Here is a 15,219-nt window from a genome sequence, read left to right as displayed (position 1 = left end):
GTGATGAAAGGGTTAAACGGTTGAAGCGTCCAAATGGTTGAAAAAGGGCGGGCAGACTGGATGGCTAATAACCCTATCCTCCAACTCCTTACTTCTTTTTCCCACAGAACCATTTTACGCTGCCAACCGGCAATGATTTCGCACAAAACTATTGGTTTTTTCCTTTCAGAAGTCTATCTTTGCAATCCGTTTGGTATCAGAAAATTAACGAATAGCAGGATATGCTTATCATAAACGTAAAAGAAAACGAGTCGATTGACAAAGCCCTCAAGCGCTTTAAGAAGAAATTTGAAAAAACCGGCGTATTGCGCTCTCTGCGTTCCCGGACTGCTTTCCAGAAACCGTCGATCAAGCGTCGTCAGGAAATTCTGAAAGCCGTTTACCGCGAAAGAATGTACGGCAATAACAGCGAAGCATAGTCTGTAAGGCTGATTAGCAACAGCATGGGTTTGGCAGTAGGCATGGGCTTACTGCTTTTTTATTTTATCTTGGTGCTTACATCTGCCGGTTTGCCCCTATGGTTTCGCTATTTCTTGAACACATCCGTTACGAAAAACGCCTGAGCCATCACACGCTCATGGCCTACCGAACTGATATCGAGCAATTTCAGGTTTACCTGAAGAGCCAGTACGAACTGGAGCAGGCCGAGGCTGCAAGCTTTCAGCAGATCCGCTCCTGGATTGCCGGTCTGGTTGATACGGGCCTGGACAAAACGTCGGTGAATCGGAAAATTGCCACGCTGCGGGCTTTTTATGGCTTTCTGCTTCGCCGGAAGACCATCACAATCGACCCGATGCTGAAAATCGCGGCCCTGAAAGCCAGCAAGAAAGTTCCGGTATTTGTGGAAGAGAAGCCGATGGAAACGCTGCTCGACAACGTGGATTTCCCGGACGATTTCAAGGGATTACGCGATAAACTGGTCCTCGAACTGCTCTACGGCACGGGCATCCGGCTGGCGGAGCTGGTTGGCCTGAAAATGGCCGATGTCAATCTGTACGAAAAAACCATCATGGTTCTGGGCAAGCGCAATAAGCACCGGATCATTCCCGTCCCCAACCCGCTGTTTGCCCTGATTCAGCAATACCAGCAGGCCAGAGACACGCAGTTTGGCACCCTGGCAGATCCCGTTTACCTGATCCTGAGCGATCAGGGGGTTCGGGCCTACCCGGTTCTGATTCAGCGAATTGTGAAACGGTATCTGGAACTGGTTACAACACTGGAAAAGAAAAGCCCGCACGTGTTGCGCCATACTTACGCTACCCACCTGCTCAATCGGGGTGCCGACCTGAACGCTATCAAGGACTTGCTGGGGCACAGCAGCCTGGCCGCGACGCAGATTTATACGCACACAACCATCGACAAATTGAAGAAGGCCTACAACCAGGCGCATCCGAAAGCGGGATGAGTTGTCAGTCGTTGATCTGCTTGTTACCTTTGCGGCATGAATGCATCTGCACTTTCCGACGCCCTGCTCGACTTGATTCAACGGCAACCCAACGCTGAAAAAGCCGTCACGTACCTGACCGAACAAGCCGACGCCTACCGTAAAACGCCCACGCAAGCCCTTTTTTACCGGGTCTTTACTGCGCTTCCGCGTTTTGTCGGGAAACAAACCCTGACGGTTCCGCCCGCTACGATCAGCGAAATTCAGGACCTGCGAAACGGTTTTGTGGTTGAAGGATGGTCGCTCGACCGGCTGGCACGGGTCTGGTGGCTGCTGCAATTGCCTGCTGAAGATCAGGCTGCGTACACCAGCACGATTGAGAATCTGTTCAAGGCGGCTGAAATGAACGAACTCGTTGCCTTGTATTCGGCCCTGCCGGTGCTGCGCTTTCCCGAACACTGGCGTTTTCTGGCGACCGAAGCCGTACGGAGCAACATCGGTCCCGTTCAGGAAGCGCTCATGCTGCACAATCCGTATCCGGCCGAGCAACTCGACGAACCGGCCTGGAATCAACTCATCATGAAGGCGTTCTTCAGCGACAAGGCGGTTGAGCAAATCGCTGGTTTTGAAGAGCGGACGAACGAACGACTAGCCCGCATCGCCACTGACTATGCGCGGGAACGCCGGGCCGCCGGACGAACCGTTCACCCCGAACTGTGGACGCTGGTGAAACCGTTTGTCACGGAAGGCAACCGGGCTGAACTGGAAGAATTATTTGGTACGCACGGACCAGCGGGTGTCTCCGCTTAGTCCGTGCATACGATTACTTCATAGCCAGCGGTACGACAAGCCGACCGAAAGCATCAGGTTGCTGCTGTTGCTCAATTCGTTGTATTTGAAAAACACGTTCTGGTACTGCGCCTGCACCTCACCGCCGAAGCTGTTTCCCTTGCCAAACTGAAACTTGGCCCCCACGGCCGGCGCTAGTGCAGCCGCGATACTCGTTTTCTGATCGCTTAACGTACCGTAATACTTCGTGTAATCAACATAGGCACCCCCTGCCCCGATTTGCAGGTAAGGCCGGACGGTTGAATTGATGTCGTTCAGGTACACCGAACCGATGGCCAGCAGGGGCACAACCGTCAAGGTACGGGTTTGAACGGCGGAGATTTCGGAACCGTCGTCCATCGAATAGACCTGACGGGGCAACCGCTGCTGGAAGTAGTTCTGGCCGATGCGCCCACCCACCGAAAAACGACCCGGAAACATGGCTTCAACCGCAACGGAAAAATTACGATTTCCTACTTTGTCGATGTAGTTCTGCTGGCTACCCATGGGCAATGCTGCCCCGTAAAAAACCGTCACCCGACCCGACACAAACCGGTCGTACAGCGACTTGTCGTAACTTCTTTGCGTATCTTCCGGGTCTTCTCCTATCTGCGCAACGGCTCCCAGTGCCCAGAATAAGCCCAGTATGCTCAATATGATCTTTTTGTTCATGACTTTGATGAATTAGAGAGATGAGAGATGCCGCCAGCGCGTACCGCTCAAATCCCTGATTATGCTTAGCAACTTCTTCTCCAGCCGTTATTGGTTGGCCCGCAGGTAAGATGATTGTTCAAAAACCCGGCTAAGGATGGTATTGACGGAGTTGGCATCAAAAATACCGCTACCGCGAATCTGCGCCTGCCAGATTACGTTCAACTCCTGATCAGCCGTGTTTGGGCTTTTCAGATCAAGCAGCTGAATCATCCAGTAGGTGTCGCTAACCTGGTAAAAAGAATAGTAGTTCGGGTAATACGGGCCGAAGCCACCCCAGCCCCCCAGGCCACCGTATCCCCAGTAATCAAGGTAATACGGCGAAAAAGGCATCGACGAAACGCCCACGTAACTGTTGTTGATCAGCATGACCGCAACACCCAGATCGGCGTTAGCCCGCCGGTTTACGCGCTGGTAACCCCGGCTGGTCAGCTCCTGCGCCAGTCGGTTCAGGAAAGTCGGCTCCAAGCCGGTGTTGGAAACCTGCGACTGATCGTTGGAAACCGCAATCACCGAATCCGGCAAACTGAACGTTTTGTAATTGGCAAAATTGACCGAGCGGTCGCGGTTGGTAATAAACACCTGGCTCTCTTCGGGCGACAGGTCTTTGAGTGAGTCCGGACGGCAGGAACTGATTCCACTCCCTATCCCTACGCATATACTCACCCACAGCAGAATCTGAAATGTAATCTTCATGGTTAGTTAACTAACAAAAGGGTGCAACGTAACTTTTAGTAGACAACAACTGGATTGTCGTCTCTTATTAACTAAACGTTTTTGCCTTCGGTTTTGATAAAAAGGCAACGGCTCTTAATCACTTTCTAATAATTCTCCAAAATAAATCTGCTTGCAACTCGTAGACCGGTCCACTACCTTTGCTTTTTCGATAAGTCAACAAAACCATGAGTTTTCTAGATACTGTGCGGGGCATGAAGTTTTTCGACATGCACGTTCACATGACCTCCCGCACCACTGACGATTACCAGGCCATGGCCGACGCCGGCATCGTGGCCCTCATCGAACCCGCCTTCTGGCTCGGCCAGCCGCGCACCGGAGTCGACTCGTTCCGCGATTATTTTGCCAGTCTGGTGGGCTGGGAACGGTTTCGGGCGTCGCAATTCGGTATCCGGCATTACTGCACCATCGGCCTAAATTCCAAGGAGTCCAACAACGAGGCTCTGGCCGAGCAGGTTATGGAAATCCTGCCGTTGTTTATCTATAAGGAAGGAGTTGTCGGCGTGGGCGAAATCGGTTTTGACGACCAGACACCCGCCGAAGAAAAATACTACCGCGCCCAGTTGGAACTGGCCAAAGAAGCCGGTTTACCGGTCCAGATTCACACGCCCCACCGCGACAAAAAACAGGGCACCAGCCGCAGCATGGACATTGCCATCGAACACGGCCTGGACCCCAGCATGGTGATTGTCGACCACAACAACGAAGAAACCGTCAAGGAAGTGCTGGATCGGGGCTTTTGGGCGGGTTTCACTATTTACCCGTTCACCAAAATGGGCAACGAGCGCATGGTGGAGGTCGTCAGACAGTACGGTCCGGAGCGGATCATGATCAATTCCGCGGCCGACTGGGGCATCAGCGATCCGCTGGCACTGCCCAAAACGGCGGCCCTGATGAAAGAACGCGGCATTGCCGACGACACCATCCGGCTCGTTACGTTCCAGAACGCGGTGACGGCTTTCGCCCAGAGCGGTCAGCTTAACGCCGAAGAGCTGGAGCAACCCATTGACATCGACCAGAGCCAGCGCTACAACGGAAGCTCCGTCCTCCGCGGGGGTCAGGCGCCGAGAGTGGACAAATCCTCGACAATCATTAAATAATGAGGAGTGATGAACGATGAATTGCGCGAAAGCGAACACTCATTCATCGTTCATCATTCATCATTCAAACTCATGCTTCTTGCGCTTCTCCGACTAACCCGTCCTGCGAACCTGATTACAGCCATTGCCGATGTGATGGCGGGCATGGCCATTGCCGGTTACTTCCTCATTCTGGACGCTGACCCGGCGCCGGTGGTCTGGCTCTGTTTGTCAACGGTGGGACTATACGGAGGGGGCGTGGTCTTCAACGACGTTTTCGACGCCGAACTGGACGCGGTTGAACGACCGGAGCGCCCCATTCCGAGCGGGCAGGTCAGTTTGGGGGCTGCCACGTCGCTGGCCGTCATTTTGTTAGCAATTGGTATTGCGGCCGCCTGGATGGTCAACCCAACGGCGGGCTGGCTGGCCGTTGCCATTGCCGTCGCGTCGCTGGTTTATGACAAATTCGGGAAACACAACGCCATCCTGGGGCCGCTGAACATGGGTTTGTGCCGGGGTCTGAATCTGGCGCTGGGCATCAGTATTCTGCCCGATCAGGTTTTTGTCTGGGGTGCGCTGGGTCTGATCCCGATCATTTACATTGCCGCCATTACCATGATCAGCCGGGGTGAAGTGCACGGTGGAAATACCGTTACGCTGCGCATGGCGGGCTTGTTGTACGGCCTGGTTATCGGGTGCATCGGGGCCATTGCCCAGCGGAAGGACCAGTTTGGTACGGCGTTTCCGTTTCTTCTTCTGTTCGGCTACTTTATTTTTCCGCCCCTCTGGCGCGCCGTTCGTGAACCCGCCGGACCCAACATTGGCATGGCCGTCAAAGCAGGGGTTCTTTCTCTGATTGTGATGAATGCGGCCTGGGTGGCGGCTTTTGCCTCGTTCCCGCTGGCCATGCTAGTCGTTTGTCTTTTGCCGTTGTCGCGGCTGCTGGCCAAGGTATTTGCGGTAACCTAACCGAACGTATCCCTGCAATTGTGTGTTCTAAAAGGCAAACCTCTTTTTGTTTTTTAGTAACTTTACATTTTTATAAATCACTATTGCGAGGAATGAATACCCTTCACCAAACCTTTAGCGTTCGGTTTACATACGATGTTTACTTTTCCGACCGTCTATTCGAAACGAGTAACCTGTCCTTCCTTAATTTCCTGAAAAAAAATCATTCAGAAGGTTTCCGCAAGAAACTGTTATTTATTCTGGATGAGGGAGTTACCGCCAGCCATCCCGAGTTACTGAATCAGATCAAAGCCTATTTTGCGAATCTCTCGATCGTTGATCTTATCCCCGATCTGATCGTCATTCCTGGCGGAGAAGCTTCGAAAAACGATCCGGCACTGGTTGAACAGCTCGTTGATGCAATAGATCGGCACGGTATCGACCGGCATTCGTACGTAGTAGCCGTTGGGGGCGGATCCGTTCTGGACCTGGTGGGCTACGTAGCCGCCATCTCGCACCGGGGCATCCGGCACATCCGGATTCCGACCACGGTATTGTCGCAGAACGATTCGGGCATTGGCGTCAAGAACGGTGTCAATTACCGCGGAAAGAAAAATTTTCTGGGCTCGTTTGCCCCACCCATCGCGGTTTTTAATGACTCCCAGTTTCTGACCACCCTCGACGACCGCGACTGGCGGGCGGGTATTTCCGAAGCCATTAAAGTGGCCCTGATCAAAGACCAGGCTTTTTTTGAGTGGATGGAAACGAACGCCGAGAAGCTGGCCGGCCGCGACCTGGACGCGATGCAGTACCTGGTTCACCGCTGCGCCGAGTTGCACCTGAACCACATCGCCAGCGGAGACCCGTTTGAAATGGGCTCTTCCCGGCCGTTGGATTTCGGCCATTGGAGCGCCCACAAACTCGAGCAACTGACCCATTTTGAGATTCGTCACGGGGAAGCCGTAGCCATCGGTATTGCCCTCGACAGCCTCTATTCGCAGCGGCTGGGCTGGCTCAGCGAAGCCGACACGACCCGCATTCTGAACCTGGAACGCGCCCTCGGTTTCTCGTTGTTCCACCCCGCCCTCGACGGCGACGGTGTTCTGAACGGTTTGAACGAATTTCGGGAGCACTTGGGCGGTCAGTTGACCATCATGCTGCTGACGGCCATCGGTACCGGTCGGGAAGTGCACGAAATGGACCTGAGCCTGATTCGCGAAGTGATTGGCATTCTGAAAGAAGACGAAATTCAGCCCGCATGAAAACTCCGCTTGGTCACTTAGGTTACTGCACCAACATCCACGCCGGGGAACACTGGACCGACCACTTTCTGGCGCTGCAACAGGCCATTCCGGCCCTCAAACAAAAGCTTTCACCCGACGCTCCGTTTGGCATCGGCTTGCGGCTGTCGAACATCGCCTGCGAGGACCTGACCCATCCCGACCGGTTGCAGGAATTCAAGCAATGGCTGGCCGACAACGACTGCTACGTCTACACGATGAACGGCTTTCCGTACGGCGGGTTTCACAACACCCGGGTTAAAGATCAGGTGCACGCGCCCGACTGGCGTACGTCCGAACGGGTTGAATACACCATCCGGCTTTTTCACCTGCTGGCGGCTTTGGTCAGGGCCAATTCCTCGGTTCCGCTTACCAAAGCAGGCATTTCAACCTCACCGCTCTCTTACCGTTACTGGTTTCAGTGGAGCAATCGGGACCAGCGCGATCTGGCTTTTGAAGCCACCACGCAACGGATGCTGACGGTGGTGGAAGAACTTGTCCGGATCAAGCAGCAGGAAGGCATCAGTCTCCACCTCGACATTGAACCCGAACCCGACGGCCTGCTGGAAACGGCCGACGAGTTTATCGAATGGTTTAACCTGTACCTGCTGCCCATCGGTATTGAGCGGCTGAACGACGAATTCGGCTGGTCGGCGGGCGAATGCGAAGCGGCCCTGCGCGAACACGTGCAGTTGTGCTACGACGTCTGCCACTTTGCCGTGGGCTACGAACGCCCGGAAGACGTGCTGAAAAAGATGCAGGATAACGACCTGAAAGTCGGCAAAATCCAGATCAGCGCGGCCCTGAAAGCTACGTTTCCGGTCGAAAGAAACAGCCGCGAAGCCGTTCTGGATCAATTCCGGCAATTCAACGAACCAACGTATCTGCACCAGGTTGTAGTTCTGAACGACACGGGTGACTTACTCCGGTATCCGGATTTACCGGAAGCCCTGTTGGCTTTTGATAAAACGCACGTTGAATGGCGGTCGCACTTTCACGTCCCGCTTTTTGTGGATGATTACGGGCTACTCCAATCCACGCAGGATGACATTACGGACGTGCTGCGGCTACAGCGGGAAAAACCGTTTACGGAGCAGCTGGAAGTGGAAACCTACACGTGGGAAGTGCTGCCCGAAGATCTCAAAATGCGGCTGAACGATTCGATTGGCCGGGAACTGGAGTGGGTACTAAAGCAGATATCATGAAAAAAACCGTAGTCATCGACGTGGTGGGTTTGTCGGCTTCGCTGATCGGCGAACATACGCCTTTTCTGAAAAACTGGGTGGCCGATAAGCAGCTTTCGTCCATCGAACCCATGCTTCCCGCCGTTACCACCGCCGTTCAGTCGACCTACGTAACGGGAAAATGGCCCACCGAAACCGGCATTGTCGGCAACGGCTGGTACGACCGGACCGATTCCGAAATCAAATTCTGGAAGCAGTCGAACAAGCTCGTCGGTGGCGAAAAAATCTGGGAACGCGCCCGGCAACTCGACCCCTCGTTTACGGTTTCAAAGATGTTCTGGTGGTACAATATGTATTCGTCCGCCGACTTCTCGGTAACACCGCGCCCGCAATACCACGCCGACGGCGTCAAAGCTCCCGACTGTTACACCCACCCTTCCGACCTGCGCGATCGTCTTCAGGATGCACTCGGCACGTTTCCGCTCTTTAACTTCTGGGGGCCCAACGCCAACATCAAATCCACCCGCTGGATTGCCGATGCGTCGCTGCTCGTGGATCGCTGGCATAACCCGACGCTGACGCTGATCTACCTGCCGCACCTGGATTACTGCCTGCAAAAGTTTGGGCAGGACCCGGCCAAAAGCGCTAAAGAACTGCACGAAATCGACGACGTTCTCAAGGATCTGATTCAACATTACGAGCGGCAAAGCGCGGAAATCATCATTTTGTCAGAATACGGTATTATGAACGTGAGCCGCCCGATTCACCCGAACCGGTTGCTGCGGGAAGCCGGATTGATCAACGTCCGGGTTGAACAGGGTCTGGAATTGCTTGATGCGGGCGCGTCGCGGGCGTTTGCCGTATCCGACCACCAGGTGGCCCACGTTTACATCAACGACCCGTCCTGTGCCGCTCAGGTTCGTTCGATCCTGGAGAAAACGCCCGGCATCGAATTGATTCTGGACGAAGCCGGTAAACAGAAATACCACATGGACCACGAGCGTTCGGGGGACCTGGTGCTCATGGCCGACGCGGATAGCTGGTTTACGTATTATTACTGGAACGACGACGCGAAAGCCCCGGATTACGCCCGGCTGGTTGATATTCACCGCAAGCCCGGCTACGATCCGGTCGAGATGTTTATGGACCCGGCCAACCCACTGATCAAGCTGAAAGCCGGTTACAAACTGATCCGCAAAAAGCTGGGATTCCGCTACCTGATGAACGTGATTCCGCTGGATGCCACGCTGATCAAAGGCTCCCACGGCCGCGTCGGAACGCCAACCGCCAACCACCCGGTTTTTGTTTCCTCCCGCAAAGGGCAGTCGAGTACAACCCCGATCCCGGCCGTTGAGGTCTACGACAAAATCTGGGAAGCACTGACGGCCGAAATACCGCAGAAAATTGTCTGACCAATCGACCGCAGGTTGACCGAAAGCCGAATGTTCATAAACATTCGGCTTTTTTCTTGTCCCGTTTGATAATAGAATTCAATCAATACGGCCGGATTCGGGTTGTTAGAGGTAGACAAAACGGGTGAGAAGTGAGACGAGAGACGTGAAGAATCCCCCTGCGGAAATCCTCATTTTGTCTTTTCCTCCTCGGTTTTCCCCGCCTGTCTAATCAGCTTTCTGATTTACTCAACTACTGCAAAAACGTTATGGAAACGAAGATTCCGCCCCAGCATCAGGACATTCAACCTGGTTTGGAGAGCGAATTGGATCCGCAACCGAAGGTGATTGGATACACCTACGTCGGTTCCGGGAAATTAAAAGGGAAAGTGGCATTGATTACGGGTGGCGACAGCGGTATTGGCCGGGCCGTGGCGGTTCATTTCGCCCGCGAAGGTGCCGATGTCGCCATTGCTTACACCGCACGCGAGGAAGGAGACGCGCAGCGGACTCGTGAACTGGTGGAACGGGAGGGGCAACAATGCCTCTTGCTGCCCGGCGATCTGCGCGATCCGTCGTACTGCGAGCGGCTTCCGGAGGATACCGTCCGGCGGTTTGGCAAACTCAACATTGTGGTCAACAACGCCGGGTTACAGCTCGCCCATCAGCGGTTTGAGGACATGACCGACGAGGACCTGGTCAATACCTTCGAAATCAACATTTATTCGTTTTTTCGGGTTACGCGGGCGTCGCTCAAATACCTCAGCGAAGGCGACAGCATCATCAACACAACGTCGGTAACAGCTTACCAGGGCCGCGCCGACCTGCCAGAATATTCGGCCACCAAGGGCGCCATCATGAGCTTCACGCGAGCCCTGTCGTCGAATCTGGCGGAAAAGAAAATTCGGGTAAACGGCGTTGCTCCCGGTCCGATCTGGACCCCGCTCAATCCGGCTTCGGTGGACGCGAAGCAGGTGGCCCAATTCGGTCAGGATGTGCCGATGAAGCGCCCCGGCCAGCCCAGCGAGGTAGCTCCGGCCTATGTTTATCTGGCATCAGCCGATGCCAGTTATGTTACCGGCCAGACGCTTCACCCCAACGGCGGTACGATCATCAACGCCTGATTTAACCAGACAACCAGCATGAACCTAGAACTCGAAACTCCGCCCCAGCGTCAGAATGCCCAGCCGGGTTTAGAAAGCGAGATGCATCCGCAGCCGATTTACATCCGGGACGACTACAAAGGCAGCGGAAAATTACAGAATAAAATCGCCCTGATCACGGGTGGTGACAGCGGTATTGGCCGGGCGGTATCGGTGCATTTTGCGCGCGAAGGGGCCGATCTGGCCATCGTTCACCACCCCCGCGAAATAGAGGATGCCCAGAAAACCCAAAGCCTGGTGGAAGCCGAAGGCAGACGGTGTCTGCTGCTTGCCGGCGACCTGCGAAACCCGTCATTTATCAGACAAGTAGTCAGCCAGGTTGTCGACCAATACCACCACATCAACATCCTGGTCAACAATGCCGCCAACCATGTCGAACAGAAGGAGTTTACGGACATCAGCGATCAGCAATTGATCGAAACGTTTGAACTCAACATTCTGGCGATGTTTCGGCTGGTCAAGCAGGCGCTGCCCCACATGGGTGCCTACGACTGCATCATCAATACCACCTCGGTTGTTTCGTACCGGGGCAGCAAAGCGCTGATCGACTATGCATCGACAAAAGGGGCCGTAACGGCCTTTACGCGTTCGTTATCGCAGCATTTGGTGGAACGCAGCATCCGGGTTAATGCCGTGGCACCCGGCCCGATCTGGACCCCGCTGATTGTCTCGACCAAAACGGAAGAAGAAATCGCCAAATTTGGTAAAGATACGCCCCTGGAACGCGTCGGACAACCGGCCGAAGTGGCCCCGGCCTTTGTTTTTCTAGCCTCCGAGGATGCCTCTTACATGACCGGTCAGGTGATGCATGTCAACGGCGGAGAGGTCGTTAACACGTAAAATCCGTGCAAAACACTGCAAAAAATCACCTTCCTGACTGATTTATCAGATTGGAGAATTAGACAATAAGAAGAATTTTTGCTGCACCACGGCTGGCTTCTAAGCCGATAAACAAAGCGTGCTGAAGCGTGAGATATAATTCGTATTGATTTGTATAATATCCTAAGTTGGATATTTCGGGCAGCCTCTTGACACTGTCAGCCGGATTTCTAAACTTAGGTAGTTCGTGGATCCTTTGTTTTACTTTAAACCATGCGACACGTATGAGAATTCAAATTCATTGCGTCCATTTTACAGCAGATCAAAGCTTGCTGGATTTCGTTCAAAGAAAACTGAACAAGTTAGATACCTTCAACGACCGGATTGTAAACGGTGAAGTTTATTTGAGGTTGGAAGGAAGTGAAAGCAGTCGGATTAAACACAAAATTGTCGAGGTTAAACTCCTGATACCAGGAGATTCCATTTTCGTTCAGCAACAGGGAACTACGTTCGAAGAAGCAACGGACATGGTTTTGGATACTCTGAAAAACAAGCTAAAACGTCATAAAGATAAGCAACGGAACATCTCGGTGCAGCAGATCAAAGATTCAAAAGAATTGGTAGAAATGGGTGTTGTTAACGACGACATCGATTTTTAACGGAGCTGCACGCCAACAAAAAAGCCGTCTCTTCGAGACGGCTTTTTTGTTTTGTACCGTGGCCCAAAACGCTCTTACAAACCAAAGGCTTCTTTGATTTTATCAACGTAGTCGAGTTTTTCCCAGGTAAACAACTCCACTTCTACTTCTTTTGCGTTACCGTTGGTACCAAACACTTTCTTCACCACCTGGTTCTGACGACCCATGTGTCCGTAAGCCGCCGTCTCCGAATAGATCGGGTTGCGCAGTTTCAGACGCTGCTCGATGGCGTAGGGGCGCATGTCGAAAATTTCTTCGATTTTGGTTGCAATCTCGCCGTCGGTCATGTCCACCTTGGCCGAATTGTATGTATTGACGTACAAACCGCACGGTTTAGCGACCCCGATGGCGTAGGAAACCTGAACGAGTACCTGGTCGCACAGACCAGCCGCCACGAGGTTTTTGGCGATGTGCCGCGTGGCATAAGCCGCCGAGCGATCTACTTTGGAGGGATCTTTACCGGAGAAAGCTCCTCCGCCGTGGGCTCCCTTGCCACCGTAGGTATCGACGATGATTTTACGGCCCGTCAGACCGGTATCCCCGTGCGGCCCGCCGATCACAAACTTGCCCGTCGGGTTGATATAATACGTAATGTTGTCGGTAAACAGGGTCTGCAATTCCGGCTTCAACTGGGCTTTCACCCGCGGAATGACCACGTTGATAATGTCTTCGCGAATACGCTCCAGCATCACGGCATCCGTCCCGAAATCGTCGTGCTGGGTCGAAACCACAATCGTATCAATGCGAACGGGTTTGTCATCGTCGCTGTATTCAATTGTCACCTGCGACTTGGCATCCGGCCGCAGGTAGGTCAAAATATCCGTTTCGTGGTTGCGGATGTACGACAGTTCCTGCAAAATCTTGTGGGCCAGATCGAGCGGCAACGGCATGTAATTATCCGTTTCGTTGGTCGCGTAGCCAAACATCATCCCCTGGTCACCCGCGCCCTGGTCTTCCGGATTCGAACGCTCGACACCCTGGTTGATGTCGGCCGACTGGTCGTGAATGGCGGATAATATGCCGCATGAATCGGCTTCGAACATGTATTCACTCTTGGTATACCCGATCCGCTTGATTACTTCCCGCGCAATTTTCTGCACATCGAGGTACGTAGACGTTTTAACCTCTCCGGCCAAAACCACCTGACCGGTTGTTACGAGGGTCTCGCAGGCAACCTTACTCGAGGGATCGTAAGCCAGAAAGTGGTCGATCAATGCATCAGAAATCTGATCCGCAACTTTATCCGGATGTCCTTCAGAAACTGACTCTGAGGTGAATAGATAGGGCATTGTACGTAAGATTTAAAGCTAAAACCAGCCGCAAAGCTACTGGAATTTTATGAGAGGTCAAATGCTAAATTTGGGTTCGATCCAAAGCGCCGTCAGACAACCCAGGAACAGCAGAAGCCAGATCCAGTTCGGAATTTCAACGGCCAGCCAACGCTCCCCGGCGGGTCTGGACCCATTTTCTTCCGCCGAACGGGCCTTGACATACGCGCTTATCAGATGGGTGCCGAAGCCAATTTTATTATTCGGCGGATTCACGTACACTTCCAGAGAGTCCTGAACCGGTTGCCAACCCGCCCCGCCAAACCGGTAGGCAACCTCCGCCGACAGACCGTTGAGGGCCGAATAAGCCAGCCGGACGGTATCGCCCCCGATATGAACACCCGCCGGTTTGCCGGGCCAGTTGTTAAAATGAATGACGGACTGAAGACCGCTGAAAACCGGGGCTTCGAGCTGGATGTTGTTTCGGGAAGCCGGTTGCAGTTCGTTCAGAATCGCTGTCCAGATCCGGTCATACGTCAGACTGTCACCGCTCAATTTCAGCGGAAACGTTTCATTCAGCAGACTGAAACCGATGCTGGCGTTTGTTTTCTGCACCGCCACCGGATAACCCGTCACCGGAAGCTGGTGACGGGCTTCACGGAACTGATACGGCAGCGCCTGAACACCGCTGCTGAGCGAAACCGTTGCCTCGTTTGAAATTTTCTTTACCTGCCAGGTGGTCCCCAGCGCCCGGTTGATGGCTTTGCAATCGGCTTCCGGGTCGGCTCCGTTCATGAACAGGACGGGCTTGCCCTGCGCCACGGCTTTTCTAACTAGCGGGTTGGTTGCGTTGGCCGGATCGGTGATGATTACATCCGGGGTGACCGGGCGGTTGATCGACACGCGGGTGGTGATGTCCTTGGAAAGCGTTGATGTCAGCTGCACGGAATAGCCCTTCTTGCCCAGCCAATCCGCCAGGGTCCTGGTTTCAAAATCCGGACTTTCCAGTATAAACTGATACGACACCGAAGCGGGTTTGCGGGCAAAAAAGCGGAGTGTATCGAGCGTTTGTTGGTTCAGAACCAATTCAACGGCGGTGCGCCCCTGCGAAAAAACCGGGAACTGAAGGCTGAACGCCGTGAAGCCGGGCTTTAAACGTAAACTATCGAGCGTCTGGCTCCCAAACCGCAGCTTAAGCACCTGTTCCTGGGAGGATTGCATCGTGCCGCTTACGGTTTGTAGCTCGCCTTTCCGCGGCACCGCTTTCCAGCGAATCAGCCGTACCTGATCGGGCCGATCGTCCGGAATCCAGTGAAGGCTTTGGCGGCTAAGCTGCCCCAACACATCCGGCGAAAAATCCGACCCCACCAGAATAACCGAATCAATCTTACCTGCCAAAAGCCGGTTTCGAATCGACTGATCGAAAGCGCTGGCCCGAATCACTTCCGGGAGATGAAGGCTATCCCTCAGGTGATTCACGTAATCGGCCGACACCTTGGAATCCGCGATCACCACCGGTTTGGCATCCACCGGAACGCGCCATTTGGGCTGGAGAAAATAAGCTAGCGACACCCCCAGCAGCAGGAGGTGCAAAGCGGCCCGAATCCATTTTCTCCGCAATGTAAGCGCCTGGTTGCCGGCAATTAGCCTGATTGAGTTAAACAGCACCAATACCAACGCACCCACGATGATCCAGTCGAGGGGATCTGCGGGGTCAAATTGGGTGCTCAA

Annotated in this window: 15 protein-coding genes; 11 read left to right on the top strand and 4 right to left on the bottom strand. The window is 53.7% G+C overall.

The annotated features are described in order from the left end of the window. Positions 1-221 precede the first annotated feature (221 nt). From rpsU to OQ371_RS15380, 3 genes are all read left to right on the top strand, one after another. Complete coding sequence (gene rpsU, locus OQ371_RS15390; RefSeq protein ID WP_265988975.1) at positions 222-419, top strand: 30S ribosomal protein S21; 198 nt, start codon at positions 222-224, stop codon at positions 417-419. A gap of 98 nt (positions 420-517) precedes the next feature. Then, entirely contained in the window at positions 518-1,405 is an 888-nt protein-coding gene (locus tag OQ371_RS15385; RefSeq protein ID WP_265988974.1) for a tyrosine-type recombinase/integrase, read from the top strand. 36 nt (positions 1,406-1,441) lie between these two features. Continuing rightward, positions 1,442-2,194 (top strand): EboA domain-containing protein, encoded by a 753-nt coding sequence (locus OQ371_RS15380; RefSeq protein ID WP_265988973.1) that lies wholly within the window; start codon positions 1,442-1,444, stop codon positions 2,192-2,194. Positions 2,195-2,212: 18 nt separating this feature from the next. Here the strand turns inward: OQ371_RS15380 and OQ371_RS15375 are convergent, their stop codons facing one another. After that, entirely contained in the window at positions 2,213-2,884 is a 672-nt protein-coding gene (locus OQ371_RS15375) for a hypothetical protein (RefSeq protein ID WP_265988972.1), read from the bottom strand. A gap of 87 nt (positions 2,885-2,971) precedes the next feature. Continuing rightward, complete coding sequence (locus OQ371_RS15370; RefSeq protein ID WP_265988971.1) at positions 2,972-3,619, bottom strand: DUF4136 domain-containing protein; 648 nt, start codon at positions 3,617-3,619, stop codon at positions 2,972-2,974. A gap of 206 nt (positions 3,620-3,825) precedes the next feature. Between OQ371_RS15370 and OQ371_RS15365 the strand changes: the two genes are divergently transcribed. The 8 genes from OQ371_RS15365 (at position 3,826) to hpf (ending at position 12,181) form a co-directional block, all read left to right on the top strand. Next, positions 3,826-4,758 carry a TatD family hydrolase gene (locus OQ371_RS15365; RefSeq protein WP_265988970.1) on the top strand — a complete coding sequence of 311 codons (933 nt, stop codon included), beginning with the start codon at positions 3,826-3,828 and terminating at the stop codon, positions 4,756-4,758. A gap of 72 nt (positions 4,759-4,830) precedes the next feature. Then, positions 4,831-5,706 (top strand): UbiA-like protein EboC, encoded by an 876-nt coding sequence (gene eboC / locus OQ371_RS15360; protein ID WP_265988969.1) that lies wholly within the window; start codon positions 4,831-4,833, stop codon positions 5,704-5,706. Between the two features lie 92 nt (positions 5,707-5,798). Continuing rightward, positions 5,799-6,947: a 3-dehydroquinate synthase gene (locus OQ371_RS15355; RefSeq protein ID WP_265988968.1), complete on the top strand. Its 1,149-nt coding sequence runs from the start codon at positions 5,799-5,801 to the stop codon at positions 6,945-6,947. Continuing rightward, positions 6,944-8,170: a metabolite traffic protein EboE gene (gene eboE, locus OQ371_RS15350; protein WP_265988967.1), complete on the top strand. Its 1,227-nt coding sequence runs from the start codon at positions 6,944-6,946 to the stop codon at positions 8,168-8,170. The genes OQ371_RS15355 and eboE overlap by 4 nt, the downstream gene beginning before the upstream one ends. After that, the gene (locus OQ371_RS15345; RefSeq protein ID WP_265988966.1) at positions 8,167-9,561 is read left to right on the top strand and encodes an alkaline phosphatase family protein; all 1,395 of its coding nucleotides are present in this window, start codon (positions 8,167-8,169) and stop codon (positions 9,559-9,561) included. The genes eboE and OQ371_RS15345 overlap by 4 nt, the downstream gene beginning before the upstream one ends. A gap of 248 nt (positions 9,562-9,809) precedes the next feature. Beyond that, entirely contained in the window at positions 9,810-10,664 is an 855-nt protein-coding gene (locus tag OQ371_RS15340) for an SDR family oxidoreductase (RefSeq protein ID WP_265988965.1), read from the top strand. A gap of 18 nt (positions 10,665-10,682) precedes the next feature. Further along, entirely contained in the window at positions 10,683-11,543 is an 861-nt protein-coding gene (locus OQ371_RS15335; protein ID WP_265988964.1) for an SDR family oxidoreductase, read from the top strand. Positions 11,544-11,806: 263 nt separating this feature from the next. Beyond that, positions 11,807-12,181: a ribosome hibernation-promoting factor, HPF/YfiA family gene (gene hpf, locus OQ371_RS15330; protein WP_265988963.1), complete on the top strand. Its 375-nt coding sequence runs from the start codon at positions 11,807-11,809 to the stop codon at positions 12,179-12,181. A gap of 74 nt (positions 12,182-12,255) precedes the next feature. On the opposite strand, the gene metK is transcribed toward hpf, so the two are convergent. Both metK and OQ371_RS15320 read right to left on the bottom strand, forming a co-directional pair. Continuing rightward, positions 12,256-13,509 (bottom strand): methionine adenosyltransferase, encoded by a 1,254-nt coding sequence (metK, locus tag OQ371_RS15325; protein ID WP_265988962.1) that lies wholly within the window; start codon positions 13,507-13,509, stop codon positions 12,256-12,258. A 57-nt stretch (positions 13,510-13,566) separates the two neighbouring features. Further along, positions 13,567-15,219, bottom strand: coding sequence for a hypothetical protein (locus tag OQ371_RS15320; protein ID WP_265988961.1), 1,653 nt, complete (start codon positions 15,217-15,219; stop codon positions 13,567-13,569).

This window comes from Larkinella insperata (assembly GCF_026248825.1).
Taxonomy (GTDB): domain Bacteria; phylum Bacteroidota; class Bacteroidia; order Cytophagales; family Spirosomataceae; genus Larkinella; species Larkinella insperata.
This window is presented reverse-complemented; position numbering and strand designations above follow the sequence as displayed.